At 64.3% G+C, this 19,536-nt stretch carries 18 protein-coding genes; 14 read left to right on the top strand and 4 right to left on the bottom strand.

Features of this window, described 5'->3' with window-relative positions; all coding sequences use genetic code 11:
• Window positions 1-13: 13 nt before the first annotated feature.
• Window positions 14-658 (top strand): oxidoreductase, encoded by a 645-nt coding sequence (locus V3314_RS06605; protein WP_046615987.1) that lies wholly within the window; start codon window positions 14-16, stop codon window positions 656-658.
• Window positions 659-766: 108 nt separating this feature from the next.
• On the opposite strand, the gene V3314_RS06600 is transcribed toward V3314_RS06605, so the two are convergent.
• From V3314_RS06600 to V3314_RS06585, 4 genes are all read right to left on the bottom strand, one after another.
• Window positions 767-1,054, bottom strand: a complete 288-nt coding sequence (locus tag V3314_RS06600; RefSeq protein WP_046615986.1) for a YceK/YidQ family lipoprotein — start codon at window positions 1,052-1,054, stop codon at window positions 767-769.
• Window positions 1,051-1,680 (bottom strand): flavin prenyltransferase UbiX, encoded by a 630-nt coding sequence (gene ubiX / locus V3314_RS06595; protein WP_013970698.1) that lies wholly within the window; start codon window positions 1,678-1,680, stop codon window positions 1,051-1,053. Before ubiX ends, V3314_RS06600 begins: the two co-directional genes overlap by 4 nt.
• Complete coding sequence (mpl, locus tag V3314_RS06590; protein ID WP_046615985.1) at window positions 1,677-3,026, bottom strand: UDP-N-acetylmuramate:L-alanyl-gamma-D-glutamyl-meso-diaminopimelate ligase; 1,350 nt, start codon at window positions 3,024-3,026, stop codon at window positions 1,677-1,679. The genes ubiX and mpl overlap by 4 nt, the downstream gene beginning before the upstream one ends.
• Before the next feature lie 66 nt (window positions 3,027-3,092).
• Window positions 3,093-5,081, bottom strand: coding sequence for a sigma-54-dependent Fis family transcriptional regulator (locus V3314_RS06585; protein WP_196188170.1), 1,989 nt, complete (start codon window positions 5,079-5,081; stop codon window positions 3,093-3,095).
• A 255-nt stretch (window positions 5,082-5,336) separates the two neighbouring features.
• On the opposite strand from V3314_RS06585, the gene V3314_RS06580 reads away from it, so the two are divergent.
• The 13 genes from V3314_RS06580 (at window position 5,337) to V3314_RS06520 (ending at window position 19,415) form a co-directional block, all read left to right on the top strand.
• Window positions 5,337-6,857 (top strand): aldehyde dehydrogenase family protein, encoded by a 1,521-nt coding sequence (locus tag V3314_RS06580; protein WP_046615983.1) that lies wholly within the window; start codon window positions 5,337-5,339, stop codon window positions 6,855-6,857.
• Window positions 6,858-7,054: 197 nt separating this feature from the next.
• Window positions 7,055-8,503: an ethanolamine permease gene (gene eat, locus V3314_RS06575; RefSeq protein ID WP_338460042.1), complete on the top strand. Its 1,449-nt coding sequence runs from the start codon at window positions 7,055-7,057 to the stop codon at window positions 8,501-8,503.
• A 46-nt stretch (window positions 8,504-8,549) separates the two neighbouring features.
• A complete protein-coding gene (locus tag V3314_RS06570) occupies window positions 8,550-9,944 on the top strand; it encodes an ethanolamine ammonia-lyase subunit EutB (protein ID WP_046615982.1) in 1,395 nt (464 codons plus the stop codon).
• Window positions 9,945-9,952: 8 nt separating this feature from the next.
• Window positions 9,953-10,771: an ethanolamine ammonia-lyase subunit EutC gene (eutC, locus tag V3314_RS06565; protein ID WP_046615999.1), complete on the top strand. Its 819-nt coding sequence runs from the start codon at window positions 9,953-9,955 to the stop codon at window positions 10,769-10,771.
• 108 nt (window positions 10,772-10,879) lie between these two features.
• A complete protein-coding gene (locus V3314_RS06560) occupies window positions 10,880-11,338 on the top strand; it encodes a GNAT family N-acetyltransferase (protein ID WP_003257044.1) in 459 nt (152 codons plus the stop codon).
• Between the two features lie 250 nt (window positions 11,339-11,588).
• Window positions 11,589-12,236, top strand: a complete 648-nt coding sequence (locus tag V3314_RS06555) for a DedA family protein (protein WP_046615981.1) — start codon at window positions 11,589-11,591, stop codon at window positions 12,234-12,236.
• A 9-nt stretch (window positions 12,237-12,245) separates the two neighbouring features.
• Entirely contained in the window at window positions 12,246-13,061 is an 816-nt protein-coding gene (locus V3314_RS06550) for a M90 family metallopeptidase (protein WP_153670953.1), read from the top strand.
• A 93-nt stretch (window positions 13,062-13,154) separates the two neighbouring features.
• Window positions 13,155-13,682: an inorganic diphosphatase gene (gene ppa, locus V3314_RS06545; protein WP_003255365.1), complete on the top strand. Its 528-nt coding sequence runs from the start codon at window positions 13,155-13,157 to the stop codon at window positions 13,680-13,682.
• Window positions 13,683-14,039: 357 nt separating this feature from the next.
• Complete coding sequence (locus V3314_RS06540; RefSeq protein ID WP_196188169.1) at window positions 14,040-14,741, top strand: helix-turn-helix transcriptional regulator; 702 nt, start codon at window positions 14,040-14,042, stop codon at window positions 14,739-14,741.
• Between the two features lie 432 nt (window positions 14,742-15,173).
• On the top strand, window positions 15,174-16,325 hold the full coding sequence (locus tag V3314_RS06535; protein ID WP_196182802.1) for an efflux RND transporter periplasmic adaptor subunit: 1,152 nt from the start codon (window positions 15,174-15,176) through the stop codon (window positions 16,323-16,325).
• Window positions 16,322-17,008: an ABC transporter ATP-binding protein gene (locus V3314_RS06530; protein ID WP_046615977.1), complete on the top strand. Its 687-nt coding sequence runs from the start codon at window positions 16,322-16,324 to the stop codon at window positions 17,006-17,008. The genes V3314_RS06535 and V3314_RS06530 overlap by 4 nt, the downstream gene beginning before the upstream one ends.
• Window positions 17,008-18,219 carry an ABC transporter permease gene (locus V3314_RS06525; RefSeq protein ID WP_046615975.1) on the top strand — a complete coding sequence of 404 codons (1,212 nt, stop codon included), beginning with the start codon at window positions 17,008-17,010 and terminating at the stop codon, window positions 18,217-18,219. The genes V3314_RS06530 and V3314_RS06525 overlap by 1 nt, the downstream gene beginning before the upstream one ends.
• The gene (locus V3314_RS06520; RefSeq protein ID WP_338460041.1) at window positions 18,219-19,415 is read left to right on the top strand and encodes an ABC transporter permease; all 1,197 of its coding nucleotides are present in this window, start codon (window positions 18,219-18,221) and stop codon (window positions 19,413-19,415) included. The genes V3314_RS06525 and V3314_RS06520 overlap by 1 nt, the downstream gene beginning before the upstream one ends.
• Window positions 19,416-19,536 lie beyond the last annotated feature (121 nt).

Genomic DNA, 19,536 nt, shown 5'->3' with positions numbered 1-19,536 from the left:
AGGGAGAGACATCATGTATTTGACGCCTCAGCATGTCCTGCTTGCCGGTGCCACGGGTCTGACAGGTGAACACCTGCTCGACCGCCTGCTCAACGAGCCCACCATCACCCGCGTACTGGCGCCTACCCGTCGGCCACTGGCCGAGCACCCGCACCTGGAAAACCCGGTGGGCGACCCGGCGGTGTTCCTCCCACAGCTGGCAGGGCGTGTCGATATCGCCTACTGCTGCCTGGGTACCACGCTGAAGCAGGCCGGTTCCGAATCGGCCTTCCGTGCGGTGGACCTGGACATGGTGGTGGCATTCAGCAAACGTGCCCGGGAGTTGGGCGCGCGTCATCTGCTGGTGGTCAGTGCATTGGGCGCCGACCCGAAATCGTCGATCTTCTACAACCGGGTCAAGGGCGAAATGGAGGAGGCACTAAAGGCCCAGGATTGGCCGCAGCTGACCATCGTGCGGCCGTCGTTGCTGCTGGGCGAGCGGGTCGAGCCGCGGCTCGGCGAACAGTTGGCTTCGCCGTTTGCCAAGCTGATACCCGGGAAGTATCGGGGGATCGAGGCTTGTACATTGGCCCGGGCGCTGTGGCGGCTGGCGCTGGAGGAGGAAGACGGAGTGCGGATTGTGGAATCGGATGAATTGCGCAGGTTGGGCAAGAAATAGGCTTCACTTGTGATGGCCTCTTCGCGGTCACGCCCGCTCCCACAGGTACAGTGATCACATGAAGATTACACAGATCCTGTAGGAGCGGGCGTGCCCGCGAAAGGACCCTTACAGGCCGCCGGTGGCCTGGAAGCCTACACCGGCTGCAGTGAGCAGCGACAACGGCAGCAACAAGGTATCGAGCAACATGCTCCCCGGCAGGTCCAGCCCCGGATACGCCGGCGCATCAGCCCCGTAACGATCCAGCGGGCAGCACCCGCCATTGATCACATACAAGTCCAACCGGGTACCGGCATACACCACCGGTGCCCCGGGCTTGTTGGCATCCAGCGTGCGCACCGTGGCACAGCCACCGAGCAGCACCAGCGCCAGCAAACCTGCCAGCGCTCGCTTCAATCATCCACCCCGAAATGGTGCTCACCCCAGCGCGGCAACATGTCCTGGGGAATGTTCAGCAGGTTGAGAATGCGCGCCACCACGAAGTCGACCAGGTCGTCGATGGTCTGCGGCTGGTGATAAAAGCCCGGCGCCGCCGGCAGGATCACCGCGCCCATCTGGGACAGCTTGAGCATGTTCTCCAGGTGTATGGTGGAGAACGGCGCCTCGCGCGGCACCAGGATCAGCTGGCGACGCTCCTTGAGGGTAACGTCGGCAGCGCGTTCGATCAGGTTGTTGCAGGCACCGGTGGCAATCGCCGACAAGGTGCCGGTGGAACAGGGCACCACGACCATTGCCGCCGGGGCACCGGAGCCGGAGGCCACCGGCGACATCCAGTCTTCCTTGCCATACACGCGGATCTGACCGTCGGCAGCGCCGGTATATTCGGTGAGGAAGGCCTGCATCGCCTGTGGCTTGGCCGGCAGCACCACGTCTGTCTCGGTGGCCATCACCAGTTGCGCGGCCTTGGAGATCAGGAAGTGCACCTCGCGGTCCTCCCGCACCAGGCAATCGAGCAGGCGCAGGCCGTACTGGGCGCCAGAGGCCCCCGTCATGGCCAGGGTGATGCGTTCCGGCCCGCTCACTTCAGTGCCTCGGCCAGCTTGCCGTGCAGGCCGCCGAAGCCGCCGTTGCTCATGATCACTACATGGGTACCTGGGCGGGCCTGGCCCTTGACCCGCTCGATGATCGCTTCGAGGCTGTCGGCCACCACGCTGGGCACTTTGCATTGCGCGGCGGTTGCAGCCAGGTCCCAGCCAAGGTTGGCCGGAGCGTACCAGATCACCTGGTCGGCGTCGTTGACGCTTTCCGGCAGGCCATCACGGTGGGCACCGAGCTTCATCGAGTTGGAGCGTGGCTCGATCACGGCGATCACCGGGGCCTCGCCAACGCGCTTGCGCAGGCCGTCGAGTGTGGTGGCGATGGCGGTCGGGTGGTGAGCGAAGTCATCGTAGATGGTAACGCCCTGCACTTCGGCAACCTTTTCCATGCGCCGCTTGACGCTCTTGAAGGCGCTCAGGCCTTCGATACCCATGGCTGGCACCACCCCTACATGGCGCGCCGCTGCCAGGGTGGCCAGGGCGTTGGCGACGTTGTGCTGGCCAGTCAGCGCCCAATCCACCACGCCCTGCGCTTCGCCGTCGAACAGCACTTCGAAGCGCGAGCCGTCGGGGCTGAGCAGGCGGGCTTGCCACTGGCCACCTTCGCCGGTGGTCTGCACCGGGGTCCAGCAACCCATGCCGATCACCCGCTCCAGCGCCTGCTCTGTGGTGGGGTGGATGACCAGGCCTTCGCTGGGGATGGTGCGCACCAGGTGGTGGAACTGTCGCTCGATCGAGGCCAGGTCGGGGAAGATGTCCGCATGGTCGAACTCGAGGTTGTTGAGGATTGCCGTGCGCGGGTGGTAGTGGACGAACTTCGAGCGCTTGTCGAAGAAGGCGCTGTCGTATTCGTCGGCTTCGACCACGAAGAACGGCGTAGCGCCCAGGCGCGCCGACACCGAGAAGTTCTGCGGCACACCGCCGATCAAAAAGCCCGGGCTCATGCCGGCGTGCTCCAGCACCCAGGCCAGCATGCTGCTGGTCGTGGTCTTGCCGTGGGTACCGGCAACGGCCAGCACCCAGCGGCCCTGCAACACGTGGTCGGCCAGCCACTGCGGGCCGGAGACATAGGGCAGGCCCTTGTTCAGCACGTACTCCACCGCCGGGTTGCCACGCGACATGGCGTTGCCGATGACTACCAGGTCTGGCGCCGGGTCCAGCTGGGCCGGGTCATAGCCTTGGGTCAGTTCGATGCCCTGGGCTTCGAGCTGGGTGCTCATCGGGGGATAGACGTTGGCGTCCGAGCCGGTGACGCGGTGGCCAAGTTCCTTGGCCAGCACCGCCAGCGAGCCCATGAAAGTGCCGCAAATACCGAGAATGTGAATATGCATGGTCGACCTCGCAAAACATCGAGGCAGGGTAGCCCAGGGCGCGACAAATCGCACCAGATGTTTCGCTCAGCCGGCCCGGGTGATGCCGTGTTTGCGCAGTTTTCGATACAAGGTATTGCGGCTGATGCCCAAGTGCTCGGCGACACGGGTGAGGTGCCAGTGTTTTGCCTCTAACGTCTCCAACAATGCTTGCCGCTCCGCATCCTGTAGGAGCGGCCTTGTGTCGCGATCGGGCTGCGACGCAGCCCCTGCAGATTGGTCGGCGCTGCTGAGACCCTGGGGCCGCTCTGCGACCCTTTCGCGACACAAGGCCGCTCCTACAGGGACGGTGCTGTTGCGGAGAATGGCGGGGAGATCCGGGAACACGATGCGGGAGTCTTCGCAAAGCGCCACCAAGGTACGCAGCACATTGCGCATCTGCCGCACGTTGCCCGGCCAGGCAAAGTCGAGCAGTGCCTGTCGCGCCCTGGGCTCGATATCGATCGGTTCTCCACGTGCCTCCTGACGCAGCAGAAAGTCCAGCAACTGCGCCTTGTCACTGCGCTCGCGCACCGCAGGCAATGCCACTTCCAGGCCATTGAGCCGGTAATACAGGTCCTCGCGGAAACTGCCCTGCTCCACCCGCTCCAGCAGGTCACGGTGGGTAGCGCTGACGATGCGCACGTCGACCGCCTGCGGTTCGCCACCGATCGGCACCACCTGGCGCTCCTCCAGCACACGCAGCAGGCGGGTTTGCAGGGCCAGCGGCATGTCGCCAATCTCGTCCAGCAGCAAGGTGCCGCCGTCGGCCTGCAGCAGCTTGCCGCGCATGCCTTCCTTGCGCGCACCGGTAAAGCTGCCGCCGCGGTAGCCGAACAGTTCGCTCTCGATCAGGCTCTCCGGAATAGAGGCACAGTTGACGGCAACGAACGGCTTGCCGCGCCGCTCGCTGGCCTGGTGCACGGCCTGGGCGAAGGCCTCCTTGCCGCAGCCGGTCTCGCCGCGCAGCAACAGCGGCACATCGCGCTCGAACACCCGCACACTGCGGCGGAAGTCGTTCTGCAAGGCCGGGTCGAGCAGGCAGATAAGCGGCTCCGCTTCCCGCGTGGGTCGCGGCTGGGCGGCTGGCACCGACCACACCGGTGCACGCGCCTGGCCACGCAGGCTGGCGAACACCTGGCGCCCGTCCAGGGTATGCAGCGGCCAGGCCGTGCTGCCGCCGGGCGTGGCGCGGCTGAACAGTTCGTCGTGGCTGCAAGCGAAAAAGCGTTCCAGCGGCTTGCCCAGCACACCACCACGCACCGTGCCCAGCAGGTTCAACGCGCTCTGGTTGGCGGCGCAGATCCGCCCGTCACCGTCGAACGCCAGCAGGCCTTCGCTGAACAGGCCGACCGACTCGGCCTGCAGGTGAAAACGCAGCAGCCATTGCTGTTCGAAATGACGCAGGAAGTAGCAGCTTTCGATCATCTTCGCCGACAGGTTGACCAGGGCCATGGTGTGGAACTGGCTCTGCCGGGAAACGTCGGGCCGCGCCGAAGATACATCCAGCACTGCCAGCAACTCGCCATGCGGGTCGAACACCGGGCTGGCCGAGCATGTCAGCCCCGTGTGGCGACCACGGAAGTGCTCGTTCTGGTGAATGGTCAGCGCCTGGCGCTCGACCAGGCAGGTGCCGATGCCGTTGGTGCCCTCGCGCGCCTCGCTCCAGTCAGCGCCCAGCCACAAGCCGGCGCGCTCGAAGCTGCGCCGCTCGGTCGGCGCGCTGACGCAATTGAGGATCACCCCACGGGCATCGGTCAGCAGCACCGCATGGCCGGCCCCGGAAAGCTGCTGGTGCAGGCTGTTCATTTCATGGTCGGCAATCTGCAGCACCTGGCGCAGGCGCTCGCGGCTTTCCAGCAGGCGCCCGTGCTCGAGCACCACCGGGGCCTCGAGCACCGACGGGTCGAGGTGGTAGTCCTCCAGGCAGCGCAGCCAGGAGCGGGCGATGGACGGGTCACTGCCGCCCTCCCCGGCCCCACCATGGGCGACGGTATGGACTTGCTGGGCATGGCGACTGAAATGATTGCTCTGCATTGTTGTAGTTCTCCGCAGATAGAGAGTCCCGCCAGCATCCTCCACCCGGGAAGGCTTTGCAATGCACCCTCCGGTTACGTGTCGCAAATGGCACAAAGTGTCACCCCCGCGCGTACCGGCGCTGGTACAGCTACCGTGAATCAGGCCCAAAGAACCGAGCAAAGTCATTGATTTGCCTGGTGCTCGAAACGCTGGCCCAACCTTTGCTCTACGCTTTCCAACTCCCTAACAAACACAATAGCCAGGAGACACACCATGCGTTACGCACATCCCGGTACCGAAGGCGCGAAGGTTTCCTTCAAGAGCCGCTACGGCAACTACATCGGTGGTGAGTTCGTTCCTCCGGTAAAGGGGCAGTACTTCGAAAATACCTCCCCGGTGAATGGCAAGCTGATCGCTGAATTCCCCCGGTCCACTGCCGAAGACATCGAGAAAGCCCTGGATGCCGCCCACGCTGCGGCCGACGCCTGGGGTCGCACCTCAGTTCAGGACCGCTCCAATGTCCTGCTCAAGATCGCCGACCGTATCGAGCAGAACCTCGAACTGCTGGCCATTACCGAAACCTGGGATAACGGCAAGCCGATCCGCGAAACCCTCAATGCCGACATTCCGCTGGCGGTCGACCACTTCCGCTATTTCGCTGGCTGCATCCGCGCCCAGGAAGGCGGCGCCGCGGAAATCAACGAAGGCACAGTGGCCTATCACATCCACGAGCCGCTAGGCGTGGTCGGGCAGATCATCCCGTGGAATTTCCCGATCCTGATGGCAGCCTGGAAGCTCGCCCCAGCCCTGGCCGCCGGCAACTGCGTGGTGCTCAAGCCGGCCGAGCAGACCCCGCTGGGCATCACCGTGCTGCTGGAAGTGATCGGTGACCTGCTGCCAAAAGGCGTGCTCAACGTGGTGCAAGGCTATGGCCGCGAAGCCGGTGAAGCATTGGCCACCAGCAAGCGCATCGCCAAGATCGCCTTCACCGGCTCGACTCCGGTGGGCTCGCACATCATGAAGTGCGCGGCCGAGAACATCATCCCGTCCACCGTCGAACTGGGCGGCAAATCGCCGAACGTATATTTCGAAGACATCATGCAAGCCGAGCCAAGCTTCATCGAGAAGGCGGCCGAAGGCATGGTGCTGGCGTTCTTCAACCAGGGCGAGGTATGCACCTGCCCGTCACGGGCACTGGTACAGGAATCGATCTACCCGCAGTTCATGGAAGTGGTGATGAAGAAGGTGCTGCAGATCAAGCGCGGCGACCCGCTGGACACCGACACCATGGTCGGCGCCCAGGCCTCGCAACAGCAGTTCGAGAAGATCCTGTCGTACCTCGACATCGCCCAGAAGGAAGGCGCCGAGTTGCTGACCGGCGGCAAGGTCGAGAAACTGGAAGGCTCGCTGGCCACCGGTTACTACATCCAGCCGACCCTGCTCAAGGGCAACAACAAGATGCGCGTGTTCCAGGAGGAGATCTTCGGCCCGGTGGTCAGCGTCACCACCTTCAAGGACGAAGCCGAAGCGCTGGCAATCGCCAACGACACCGAGTTCGGCCTGGGTGCCGGCGTGTGGACCCGCGATATCAACCGTGCCTACCGCATGGGCCGTGGGATCAAGGCCGGGCGCGTGTGGACCAACTGCTACCACCTTTACCCGGCGCATGCCGCGTTCGGTGGCTACAAGAAGTCGGGGGTCGGGCGTGAGACCCACAAGATGATGCTCGACCACTATCAGCAGACCAAGAACCTGCTGGTGAGCTACGACATCAATCCGTTGGGCTTCTTCTAAACCGGCGCATTTGGGGCTGCTGCGCAGCCCATCGCGACACAAGGCCGCTCCTACAGGAACCGCGTCCCCTTGTAGGAGCGGCCTTGTGTCGCGATGGGCCGCAAAGCGGCCCCAAAGCCACTGGCTCGCTTCCTGCAGTACCCATCACCATCGGCCCGGAACCCGTCCGGCCACCAAGAAAAACAACAGGTGAATCTATGCCAAGCGATCATTCCGCCGGCTCGCCGGCAGGCTCTTCCGTAGACTTCGAAAAAGTCGGCTCGGACTATTTCCAGCAACGTGAACTGAAAAAAGGTGCCGCCGGCTGGGTCCTGCTGGTCGGTCTGGGCGTGGCCTACGTCATCTCCGGCGACTATGCCGGCTGGAACTTCGGCCTGGCCCAGGGCGGCTGGGGCGGCATGTTCCTCGCCACCCTGCTGATGGCCACCATGTACCTGTGCATGTGCTTCTCGTTGGCCGAGTTGTCGTCGATGATCCCCACCGCAGGCGGCGGCTACGGCTTTGCCCGCAGCGCCTTCGGCCCCTGGGGCGGTTTCCTCACCGGGACGGCGATCCTCATCGAGTACGCCATCGCCCCCGCCGCCATCGCGGTATTCATCGGCGCCTACTGCCAGTCACTGTTCGGCATCGGCGGCTGGATGATCTACCTGGCGTTCTACATCGTGTTCATCGGCATCCACATCTTTGGCGTGGGTGAGGCGTTGAAGCTGATGTTCATCATCACCGCCATCGCCGCCATCGCCCTGGCCGTGTTCCTGGTGAGCATGGCGCCCCATTTTGATGCAGCCAACCTGTTCGACATCGCCAAAACGGACGCCGTGGGCGCCAGCAGTTTCCTGCCGTTCGGCTATGTCGGCGTGTGGGCGGCCATTCCCTATGCCATCTGGTTCTTCCTCGCCGTGGAGGGCGTGCCGCTGGCTGCCGAAGAAACCAAGAACCCCAAGCGTGACCTGCCACGCGGCCTCATCGGCGCCATGCTGGTGCTGCTGGCCTTCGCCCTGCTGATCCTGGTGGTCGGCCCCGGCGGCGCAGGCTCCGAAGCACTGAAAGCGTCCGGCAACCCACTGGTGGAAGCCTTGTCCAAAGCCTACGGCGGAAGCACCTGGATGGGCGGCTTCGTCAACCTGGTCGGCCTGGCCGGGCTGATCGCCAGCTTCTTCTCGATCATCTACGCCTACTCCCGGCAGATCTTCGCCCTGTCCCGCGCCGGCTACCTGCCGCGCAAGCTGTCGGAAACCAACAAGAGCAAAGCCCCGGTATTGGCCTTGGTCATTCCCGGGATCATCGGCTTTGCCCTGTCGCTGACCGGCCAGGGTGACCTGCTGATCCTGGTGGCGGTGTTCGGCGCTACCCTGTCGTACGTGCTGATGATGGCCGCGCACATCACCCTGCGCATCCGCCGGCCAAAGATGGAGCGCCCATACCGCACCCCCGGTGGCATCTTCACCTCGGGCCTGGCACTGGTACTGGCCTGCATCGCCGTGGTCGCCGGTTTCCTGGTCGACCCACGGGTGGTGATTGGCGCCGCAGTGATCTATGCGGTATTAATTGCCTACTTTGCTTTCTACAGCCGCCACCACCTGGTAGCGGGTACACCGGAAGAGGAATTCGCCGCGATCCAGAAGGCCGAAGAGGCCTTGCACTGATCGCCGCCACCCGCCGCGGGGCAACCCGCGGCTCTGGAGAGTCTGTATGGCAAGTTTCGTACACACGGTCGGCCACCTGGTCTACCGCTTCGACAGCCTCAAGGAAGTGATGGCCAAGGCCAGCCCCGCCCGCTCGGGGGACTACCTGGCGGGCGTGGCAGCCGGCAACGACGGCGAACGGGTCGCCGCGCAGATGGCCCTGGCCAATATCCCGCTGACGCATTTCCTCAACGAAGCGCTGATCCCTTACGAAGATGATGAAGTCACGCGCCTGATCATCGACACCCATGATGCACAGGCCTTCGCCCCGGTCAGCCACCTGACCGTGGGTGGCCTGCGTGACTGGCTGCTGAGCGAAGAGGCAACCGAGGACAGCCTGCGCAGCCTGGCACCCGGGCTGACGCCGGAAATGGCCGCCGCAGTGTCGAAGATCATGCGCGTGCAGGACCTGGTGCTGGTGGCACAGAAGATCCGCGTGGTCACCCGCTTCCGCGGCACCATGGGCCTGCGCGGGCGCCTGTCGACCCGCCTGCAGCCCAACCACCCGACCGACGAGCCGGCCGGCATCGCCGCCAGCATCCTCGACGGCCTGCTGTACGGCAACGGCGACGCCATGATCGGCATCAACCCGGCCACCGACAGCATCGCCTCGATCTGCGCCCTGCTGGAAATGCTCGACGCCATCATCCAGCGCTACGACATCCCCACCCAGGCCTGCGTGCTCACCCACGTCACCACCTCGATCGAGGCGATCAACCGTGGCGTACCACTGGACCTGGTGTTCCAGTCCATCGCCGGCACCGAGGCGGCCAACGCCGGGTTCGGCATCAACCTGAACGTACTGCAGGAAGGCTACGAAGCAGGCCTTTCGCTAAAACGCGGCACCCTCGGGCAGAACCTGATGTACTTCGAAACCGGCCAGGGCAGCGCGTTGTCGGCCAATGCCCACCACGGTGTCGACCAGCAGACCTGTGAAACCCGCGCCTATGCCGTGGCCCGCCACTTCAAGCCGTTCCTGGTCAACACCGTGGTCGGTTTCATCGGCCCGGAATACCTGTACAACGGCAAGCAGATCATCCGCGCCGGCCTCGAAGACCACTTCTGCGGCAAGCTGCTGGGCGTGCCGATGGGTTGCGATATCTGCTACACCAACCACGCCGAAGCCGACCAGGACGACATGGACACCCTGCTGACCCTGCTGGGCGTGGCCGGGATCAACTTCATCATGGGCATCCCCGGCTCCGACGACATCATGCTCAACTACCAGACCACCTCGTTTCACGACGCGCTGTACGCGCGCCAGACCCTGGGCCTTAAGCCCGGGCCGGAATTCGAGGCATGGCTGGCCCGCACCGGCATCTTCACCCAGGCCGATGGCCGAGTGCGCTTTGGTGACAACCTGCCGCCGGCCTTCCGCCAGGCCTTGGCACAGCTTGCATAGGGATGACCATGGACCACCGCACGCCTACCCCCGACAACCCTTGGCTGGCCCTGCGCAACCTGACCCCGGCACGCATCGCCCTGGGCCGCACCGGCACCAGCCTGCCGACCAGGGCGCAGCTGGACTTCCAGTTCGCCCACGCCCAGGCTCGCGATGCCGTGCACCTGGCCTTCGACCATGCCGGCCTGGCTACCCAGCTGAGTGACCGCGGGCGCGAAAGCCTGGTGCTGCACAGCGCCGCCAGCGACCGCAACCAGTACCTGCAACGCCCGGACCTGGGGCGACGGCTGAACGAAGATTCGGTAGCCGCGCTGCGCCAGCACGCCCAGGCCAACCCCGGCGGGGTCGACCTGGCCATCGTCGTCGCTGACGGCCTCTCGGCACTGGCCGTGCACCGCCACACCCTGCCGTTCCTTGCGCGCTTCGAGGAACAGGCCGCCGCCGACGGCTGGACCAGCGCCCCGGTGGTGCTGGTGCAGCAGGGCCGCGTGGCAGTGGCCGACGAGGTAGGTGAACTGCTGGGCGCACGAATGACGGTGATGCTGATCGGCGAGCGCCCGGGGCTCAGCTCGCCCGACAGCCTTGGCCTGTACTTCACCTATGCACCGAAGGTCGGCCTGACCGATGCCTACCGCAACTGCATTTCCAACATCCGCCTGGAGGGCCTGAGTTATGGCATGGCGGCGCACCGCTTGCTGTACCTGATGCGCGAAGCGTGCCGGCGCCAGCTTTCCGGGGTGAATTTGAAGGACGAAGCCGAGGTCCATAGCCTGGAGAGCGAACACAGCACCAGCCAGAAAGGTAACTTCCTGCTCGGAAAAGGGTAAAAAACACGTCATGGAAGGCGGATTGCACTTGCACCGCGCATTGGGCAGCATGCCCTTGAAGGCTGATGGCAATCCGCTGTTTCCCCTAACGGACTCTGAGGGCCGCACATGCGCATCATCAAGGCAACCCTGGAACACCTCGATCTGCTTACGCCGATGTTCGTCAAATACCGTGAGTTCTATGGGCAGCTACCCTACCCCGACAGCTCGCGCAGCTTCCTGGAAAAACGCCTGAAGCGGGATGAATCGGTGATCTACCTGGCGCTACCCGATGATGATGACGGCAAACTGCTGGGTTTCTGCCAGCTGTACCCAAGCTATTCCTCGCTGTCGTTGAAGCGGGTATGGATTCTCAACGATATCTATGTGGCCGAGGATTCACGGCGCATGCTGGTGGCCGACCACCTGATGCGCGAGGCCAAGAAAATGGCCAAGGAAACCAACGCCGTGCGCATGCGGGTGTCGACCAGTGCGGACAATGAGGTAGCGCACAAGACTTACGAATCCATCGGGTTTCGTGAGGATAACGAGTTCAAGAGCTACATCCTGCCGATCAGCCAGGATTGACCTGCACCGGCCTCTTCGCGGGCTCGCCCGCTCCCACAGGTACAGCACAGCCTTAGCAAGCAGTGATATCCCTGTGGGAGCGGGCATGCCCGCGAAAGGGCCAGTACAGGAATACCCCCTGCCGTAACCCCCCGCTACAAACTCCCCGGGCATGATCCTGACTTAGCCGTATAATGGCCCACCTGTCATGTGTGAAAATTTACCCATTCCCAGGTAACCGAGCCTACGCCCAAGAACACAGGTGCTGTACATGGATTTCAACCCGCTGGACCTTATCCTGCATCTCGATGCCTACCTCGATCTGCTGGTCACCAACTACGGTCCCTGGATCTACGCCATCCTCTTCACCGTGATCTTCTGTGAAACCGGGCTGGTGGTCATGCCCTTCCTGCCCGGCGATTCGCTGCTGTTCATTGCCGGTGCCGTGGCCGCCGGTGGCGGCATGGACCCGTTGCTGCTGGCCGGCCTGCTGATGGCAGCCGCGATCCTCGGCGACAGCACCAACTACGTGATCGGCCGCACGGCCGGCGAACGGTTGTTCAACAACCCAAACTCGAAGATCTTCCGCCGCGACTACCTGCAGCGTACCCACGACTTCTATGAACGCCACGGCGGCAAGACCGTGACCATGGCGCGCTTCCTGCCCATTCTGCGTACCTTTGCGCCCTTCGTCGCCGGCATCGCCCACATGCACTACCCGCGCTTCCTCGGCTTCAGCATCGCCGGTTCGCTGCTGTGGGTCGGCGGCCTGGTGACCCTGGGTTACTTCTTCGGCAACGTGCCATTCATCAAGCAGCACCTGTCGCTGATGGTGGTGGGCATCATCATCCTGTCGCTGGTGCCGATGATCCTCGGCCTGCTGCGTGGCCGCCTGGGCCGCGCGGCCAAGGCGCACTGAAACCTGCCGATGTGGTCGTTCAGCGCCTGGCGGCGCAAGCGCACCTTGGCGCGCTACCCCATCACCGCCCAGCAATGGCAAGCCGTGCGCGAGCGCCTGCCGATGCTGGACGGCATCACGGACGAAGAAGATCGCTGGCTGCGTGAAGCCTGCATCTTGTTCCTGCTCGACAAGCATCTCACCTGCCTGCCCGGCGTCGAGCCGGACGACGAGCAACGCTTGTTACTGGCCGCTCAGGCACAGCTGCCGCTGCTGCACCTGGGCGAGCTGAACTGGTACCAGGGTTTCCACGAAATCATCCTCTACCCCGACGACTTCAAGAGCCCTCAGCGCCACCGCGATGCCAGTGGCGTGGAGCACGTATGGGACGGCGAGCACAGCGGCGAGGCGTGGCAGCAGGGCCCGATCATCCTCGCCTGGAACGGCGTGCTGGCCAGCGGTGGCTGGGAGGCCTACAACCTGGTCATCCATGAACTGGCGCACAAGCTCGACATGCTCAATGGCGATGCCAACGGCCTGCCGCCGCTGCACAGCGGCATGCCCGTAGATGAATGGGCATCCGCCATGCAACAGGCCTATGACGACCTCAACCGCCAACTGGACGCCAACCCCGACGCCGAAACCGCCATCGACCCGTATGCCGCAGAGAACCCCGCAGAGTTCTTTGCCGTCACCAGCGAGTACTTCTTTAGTGCCCCCGACCTGCTGCAACAGGCTTATCCACAGGTCTACCGCCAGTTGTCGCTGTTCTACCGCCAGGACCCGCTGGCGCGCCTGCGCCAGCTGCAGGCCGAACACCCGGAATACCGCGAAAGCCACGCCTGACGGGGCCGCACATCAGGCCAGGCGTGGCATGCCCATGCAGAATGTGCCTATAATCGCCGCCACTTTTTTGGTCAAACACGGGGGCACTGCCCAATGAGCTACAGCAAGATTCCGGCGGGCAAAGACCTGCCGAACGACATCTACGTCGCCATCGAGATCCCGGCCAACCACGCGCCGATCAAATACGAGATCGACAAGGACAGCGATACCCTGTTCGTCGACCGTTTCATGGCTACCCCGATGTTCTACCCAGCCAACTACGGCTTCATCCCGAACACCCTGGCCGATGACGGTGATCCGTTGGACGTGCTGGTCGTTACCCCTTACCCGGTAGCCCCAGGTTCGGTTATCCGCGCCCGTCCGGTCGGCGTGCTGAACATGACCGACGACGGCGGCGGCGACGCCAAGGTCATCGCTGTTCCTCACGACAAGCTGTCGCAGCTGTACGTCGACGTGAAGGAATACACCGACCTGCCAGCCCTGCTGATCCAGCAGATCGAGCACTTCTTTGCCAACTACAAAGATCTCGAGAAGGGCAAGTGGGTCAAGATCGAAGGCTGGGAAGGCGCTGACGCCGCCCGTGCTGCGATCACCAAATCGGTTGCTGCCTACAAGGGCTGATGCCGGTTGCATGAAGAACCCCGCCCAGGCGGGGTTTTTTTTGCCTGATGGATGGCTGGTCGCCCTGGCACTGGATGACTTGCCTGCGCAGAAGCAACTGCCTTGCTCAAATTCTAATTGCTGGCGCGATCCCTTTGGGAGCGGGCGTGCCCGCGAACACCGGCGCAGCCGGTGCCAACCACCGCGTTGGCCTCTTCGCGGGCACGCCCGCTCCCACAGGAACCGTGCACTTGCTTGGGAGAGTAAAAAATCCTACGCAGTCCTACTCCAACGCCCTACAAACAGGCGCCTTTCACACAAGCCTCATCAACATCCGGTTCATATCCTTGCTGGCACCCCGCCGCTACACTCGCCGCCATGAACACATCTGGCGACCGACTCAAAGCCCTCCTACACGAATGTGGCCTGACCCCTTCCGATTTCGCCGCCCAGCGCAGCGTCACCCCCCAGCACGTCAACAACTGGCTCAAGCGCGGCGTGCCCCTGGCCCGGCTGGACGAAATGGCCGACCTGTTCTGCGTGCATCGTCGCTGGTTGCGCACGGGCGAAGGCCCCAAACACCACAACCCGATCCTGCGCAGCTGCCCGCCAGGGCCGGCGCCCGCCAACCCGCACACGCCGCTGTCGGCGCAAGGCGGCCGGGCGCTGAAGGTGCCTTTTTACGAACTGAACAACGGCCTGCTGTCGCCCGTGGCGGGCAAGCACCTGTGCCTGCCCGCAAAAGCCGTGAAAGGATTGGGAGTGCATGCCGACAACGCCATCTGCCTCGCCATGCCCGCCAGCAACATGACCCCGCTGATTCCGCTGCAGGCTACCTTGGCCATCGACCTGGGCATGACTCGGGTGGTCGAAGGCGAAACCTATGCCCTGCTGCACAACGGCGTGCTCAGGGTTAACAACCTCAGCCTCGGCCAGCACGGCACGCTGTATCTGCACAGCCATGATCGACGCAACTATGCGGTCGAACGCTACACTACCGCCCAGTGCCAGACTCAAGGGCTGGAGATTCTGGGCTGGGTGTTCCACTGGTCGCATTTCCGCCAGCAACGGCCCGACTGAAACAACCTGTGCCATTTTTTGCTGGGCATCCTGCGCGCGCCCTTGTATGCTACGCCGCACATTCAGCCCCGACCGGCGCGAGCCGCGGTCCAGAGGGCTCGGCGATATCCCACACGGGCATCTGCCATCTCTTTCAGGCCCTTGATGGCCACACAGTTAAGGCGATTGCGGCTTACCATAAATTAGTCGGAAGCGTCCCCGAGAAGCCGGCCACAAGCCGGCTTTTTAATGCCCGCCATTCTCATCCTGTGAAACTTTCTGCAGCCTTCCCATGGCCGGGGAATCGGCGCTACGAGAGCGAAAAAAATCTCATTCGCCATTTATCTGACACATCGGTAACGCTCATCCGAAAATCGTCGGATAAATGGCGTTTTGCATGGAGCTTTCACCCTCCTGTTCTAGGCTCAAGCCATATGGGAGGAGGTGTAGTCCATGCGCAAATTATTGATTGGCTCGTCGATCCTGGCTTGTCTCGTGGTGTTGGGTGGCTGGTTGAGTCGTCCGCAGCCGGTGCAGGTCAGGCTGCTGGAAGTTGAGCGGGGGCCGGTTGAGACGGTGGTGGCCAACACGCGCGCGGGTACGCTGAAGTCCTGTCGACGCTCGCACCTGTCTTTCAATGTCGGCGGCCAGGTTGCCGAGCTGCTGGTCAGTGAGGGCCAGCGGGTCCAGCCGGGTCAGGTGCTCATGCGCCTTCGGCAGGACGAGCAACAGGCCAGGCTGCAGGAGGCCGAGGCGCGGCTGGAAGCCCAGCGCAATAACCGCGAACAGCGCTGCCAGCAAGCGCTGCTGGACCGACGCGACCTTGATCGCCTGGGCCAATTGGCCGACCGCAAGTTGATTGCCGCCGATCGCCTCGATCAGGCCGCGACCAAGGCCAACCTGGCGAAGCTGATGTGCAGCGCCAGTTCCGTGCTGATCCGCGAGGCCGACGCCAGCCTGCAGCTGCAGCGTTCACTGCTCGAACAGACAACCCTGCGCGCACCATTTGCCGGCATCGTTGCAGAAATCAACGGCGAACTCGGCGAGTTCGTCACCCCCTCGCCGCCAGGTATTCCCACGCCGCCGGCAGTCGACCTGATCGACGACAGCTGCCTGTATGTCGAGGCACCGATCGATGAGGTGGACGCTGCACGGGTTCACCCCGGCACCGCCGTGCGGATCAGCCTGGACGCCTTCCGTGGGCAGCACTTCACCGGCCGCGTCAGCCGCATCGCGCCCTATGTGCGTGAGCTGGAGAAACAGGCGCGTACCGTCGATGTGGAGGTGCGCTTCGACCAGCCGCCGGCAGATCTGGCCCTGCTCACCGGTTACAGCGCCGATGTCGAGATCCTCCTGGAGCAGCACGCACGTGCTTTGCGCATCCCCACCGAGACCCTGCTGGAGGGGCAGCGTGTACTGCGGTATGACCCGAGCGCCCGGGTGTTGCGCGAGGTGCAGGTACAAACCGGGTTGAGCAACTGGCGCTGGACGGAGGTGCTTGCAGGGTTGGACGAAGACGCACGCATAGTCGCCAGCCACGAGCAGGAAGGCCTCAAGGATACTGTGGCTGTGATCCCGGTGGATGCCGCGGAGACCGAGAAATGATCCGCTTGCGCGGCGGCAGCCGCAGCTTCCAGCTGGGCGAGCAGCAGGTGATGGGGCTGGATGGCCTGGACCTGGACATCGCCGCCGGTGACTACATGGCGGTGATGGGCCCGTCGGGCTCGGGCAAGTCGACCTTGCTGAACATCCTCGGCCTGCTCGATGCGCCCAGCGCAGGCGAATACTGGCTGCAGGGCGAGGCCACGGCGGCGCTGAGCGAGGCGCGCCGCGCCCAGTTGCGCAGCCGACTGATAGGTTTCGTGTTCCAGTCCTACCACTTGATCGCAAGGCTGACGGTGCTGGAGAACATCGAGCTGCCGATGGTCCTCGCCGGCATCGGTGCCGCACAACGGCGCAAGCGCAGCAGCCAATTGGTGGCACGCCTGGGGCTGGGCGAGCGCATCGCCCACCGCCCGGCCGAACTGTCCGGTGGCCAACGCCAGCGCGTGGCGATCGCCCGGGCGATGGTCATGCAACCGGCGCTGCTGTTGGCCGACGAGCCCACCGGCAATCTCGATAGCCAGGCTGGCGCCGAGGTCTTCAGCCTGCTGGAGGAGCTCAACGGCGAGGGCCTGACCCTGATAGTGGTGACCCATGATGCCAACCTGGGCGCCCGCGCACAGCGCCAGTTGCACATGCGTGACGGGCGGATCCACAGTACTGCGCCGCAGCGGGCGCTGGCCTGATGCGCGCTGCCGATGCCCTGGGCTTCTGGCTAGGAGCCTTGCGCGGGCATCGCTCGCGCAGCTTGATGCTGCTGCTGGCCATCGCTATCGGGGTGGTTGCGGTCAATCTTCTCACCGGTCTTGGTGCGGGAGCGCGGGCCTTCGTCCTGAATGAGTTCTCGCTGCTCGGGCGCGACATCCTCATCGTTTTCCCGGGGCGCAAGGAGACCACCGGGCGAATGCCGCCACTCACCGGCCTGACGCCACACGAGTTGACCTTGCAGGATGTCCAGGCCATCACCCGGTTGCCGGGCATCCGCCGGGTCGCGCCGCAGCAGGCCGGGCAGATGGAGGTGATAGTCGGCAACCGCAATCGTGAAGTGCTGACGCTGGGCACCACCCGGGACTTCTTCGCCATTCGCCAACTGACGGTCGTACAAGGCCAGCCCCTGCCCACGCTGGACCCTGAGCAGGCCGAGGCCGTCTGCGTGATCGGCGGCAAACTCCGGCGCGAGCTGTTCGGGGCTCGCCCGGCCTTGGGTGAATGGTTGCGCGCTGGCGACCGGCGCTTCCGGGTGGTCGGCATTCTCGGTGAGCGGGGCGAATCGCTGGGGATGGATTTCGCCGAGATGTTGATCATCCCGGTAGCCAGTGCCCAGGCCTTGTTCAATAGCGAGGGGTTGTCGCGGGTGTTTGTCGAGGTCCATGGTCCGAGCTTTCTCGAACGTGGCAAGCAGCTGATACTCGCCGCGCTAAAGGAGCGCCACGAGGGTGAGGAAGACGTCACACTGGTCAGCCAGGACAGCCTGCTCAGCGCCTTCGACCAGATACTCGCGGTGCTGACCCTGGCGGTGGCCGGGATTGCCGCGATCAGCCTATTGGTGGCAGGCATCCTGATCATGAACGTGACCTGGATTGCGGTCAGCCAGCGCAGCGCCGAGATCGGCCTGCTCAAAGCCATAGGCGTGACGGCGGCGCAGCTGCGCCTGCTGTTCCTCGGCGAAGCGGCGCTGCTGGCCCTGACGGGGGCGCTGGCGGGGCTGCTACTGGCCGAAACCTTGCTCTGGCTGGGGCGCCTGGCATTCGATCTGCCGCTGCATGCACCCTGGTGGGCACGGGCTGGCGCAGTACTGCTGGCACTCGGCACGACGCTGCTGTTCGCCTGGCTGCCGGCCGCTCGGGCCTCGGCGCTGGAGCCGGTGGCGGCGCTACGCCCGCCGGGAGCGCACTGATGCGCTGGCAAGATGGTTTCCGGCTGACCAGCTCGGCGCTGACCTGCCGCCCGCTGCGCAGCCTGCTGACCCTGCTCGGGGTAGCGATCGGCATAGCCGCCGTGGCGCTGCTCACTGCCATAGGCGAAGGCGTGCGCGGCTACGTGCTGGCGAACTTCTCGCAATTTGGTACGCGGATCATCACCGTGCGCCCCGGCAAGACCCAGACCAGCGGCCTCGGCGGCCTGCTCGGCAGCGTGCGGCCACTGACCATCAGTGACACCGACGCCCTGCGGCGCTTGCCGCATGTCGAGGCGGCGGTGCCGATCATTCAGGGCAGCGGGAATATCCAGTTCGGCCAACTGAGCCGGCGCAGCGACATTCTCGGTGGCGGCCATCAGATGGCGCGGGCCTGGCGCATGCAACTGAGCCTGGGCGAGTTCCTGCCGCCGGCGCGTCACGGCCGTTCGCCGCCCTATGTGGTGCTCGGCCATCAGCTGCGTACTGAACTGTTCGGGGCTCGCAACCCGCTGGGTGAGCTGATCCGTGTCGGCGGCGTGCGTTTCCGGGTGATCGGCGTGATGGCGGAGAAAGGCCAGTTGCTCGGCTTCAACCTCGACGATATCGCCTACATCCCGGTGGATTGGGCGGAAAGCCTGTTCAACCGCACCGGTGTGGTCAAAGCCCATGTGGTGTTTGGCGCAGGTACCACTTCACGGGCATTGAGCCGGCAGATTCGCGAGGTGCTCGGCGAACGACACGGTGCGGAGGACTTCAGCCTGACCACCCAGGACGACATGCTGCGCAGCTTCAACCGCGTTCTTGGCACACTGAGCCTGGCCATTGGTGCCTTGGGGGGCATTTCGCTGCTGGTAGGCGCCGTCGGCATTCTCACCATCATGACGACCACTGTGGGCGAGCGCACGGCAGAAATCGGCCTGTTGCGGGCGATTGGCGCCAGTCCGCGGCAGGTACTTGGGTTGTTTCTCGCTGAAGCGACGCTGCTGTCCCTGGCCGGTGGCGTGCTTGGCCTACTGTTGATGGGCCTGCTGCTGGGGCTATTGCACCTGGCCATGCCGAGCCTGCCTTTGGCGCTGCAACCGCTGTTTCTGCTGCTGGCGCTGCTGCTGGCGGCGGTGCTCGGCATTCTCGCCGGCCTGGCCCCGGCCGTGCGGGCGGCCCGCTTGCATCCGGTGGCGGCGCTGCGCATCGAGTAGCGGCCAGGCCAAAGAATCCCCTGATGGGGCTGCAAGGCGGCCACAGATTCTGCATGCCATGCGCTTCATCAGTCATACCCACCACAAGCTGACAGAAAAGTAATCTGAAGCTCAGCCAGCT

The organism is Pseudomonas sp. TE3-3-F2023, from assembly GCF_036784815.1.
In the GTDB taxonomy this organism is placed as follows: Bacteria; Pseudomonadota; Gammaproteobacteria; order Pseudomonadales; family Pseudomonadaceae; genus Aquipseudomonas; species Aquipseudomonas pudica.
Note: the sequence above shows the minus strand (reverse complement) of the source record. Positions and strands in the feature narration are given on the sequence as shown.

Bases quoted from the DNA above. Each gene is read 5' to 3' on its own strand.
- V3314_RS06605 (WP_046615987.1), top strand. From the start codon at position 14: ATGTATTTGACGCCTCAGCATGTCCTGCTTGCCGGTGCCACGGGTCTG.
- mpl (WP_046615985.1), bottom strand. From the start codon at position 3,026: ATGCATATTCACATTCTCGGTATTTGCGGCACTTTCATGGGCTCGCTG.
- V3314_RS06585 (WP_196188170.1), bottom strand. From the start codon at position 5,081: ATGCAGAGCAATCATTTCAGTCGCCATGCCCAGCAAGTCCATACCGTC.
- V3314_RS06580 (WP_046615983.1), top strand. From the start codon at position 5,337: ATGCGTTACGCACATCCCGGTACCGAAGGCGCGAAGGTTTCCTTCAAG.
- eat (WP_338460042.1), top strand. From the start codon at position 7,055: ATGCCAAGCGATCATTCCGCCGGCTCGCCGGCAGGCTCTTCCGTAGAC.
- V3314_RS06570 (WP_046615982.1), top strand. From the start codon at position 8,550: ATGGCAAGTTTCGTACACACGGTCGGCCACCTGGTCTACCGCTTCGAC.
- eutC (WP_046615999.1), top strand. From the start codon at position 9,953: ATGGACCACCGCACGCCTACCCCCGACAACCCTTGGCTGGCCCTGCGC.
- V3314_RS06560 (WP_003257044.1), top strand. From the start codon at position 10,880: ATGCGCATCATCAAGGCAACCCTGGAACACCTCGATCTGCTTACGCCG.
- V3314_RS06555 (WP_046615981.1), top strand. From the start codon at position 11,589: ATGGATTTCAACCCGCTGGACCTTATCCTGCATCTCGATGCCTACCTC.
- V3314_RS06550 (WP_153670953.1), top strand. From the start codon at position 12,246: ATGTGGTCGTTCAGCGCCTGGCGGCGCAAGCGCACCTTGGCGCGCTAC.
- ppa (WP_003255365.1), top strand. From the start codon at position 13,155: ATGAGCTACAGCAAGATTCCGGCGGGCAAAGACCTGCCGAACGACATC.
- V3314_RS06540 (WP_196188169.1), top strand. From the start codon at position 14,040: ATGAACACATCTGGCGACCGACTCAAAGCCCTCCTACACGAATGTGGC.
- V3314_RS06535 (WP_196182802.1), top strand. From the start codon at position 15,174: ATGCGCAAATTATTGATTGGCTCGTCGATCCTGGCTTGTCTCGTGGTG.
- V3314_RS06530 (WP_046615977.1), top strand. From the start codon at position 16,322: ATGATCCGCTTGCGCGGCGGCAGCCGCAGCTTCCAGCTGGGCGAGCAG.
- V3314_RS06525 (WP_046615975.1), top strand. From the start codon at position 17,008: ATGCGCGCTGCCGATGCCCTGGGCTTCTGGCTAGGAGCCTTGCGCGGG.
- V3314_RS06520 (WP_338460041.1), top strand. From the start codon at position 18,219: ATGCGCTGGCAAGATGGTTTCCGGCTGACCAGCTCGGCGCTGACCTGC.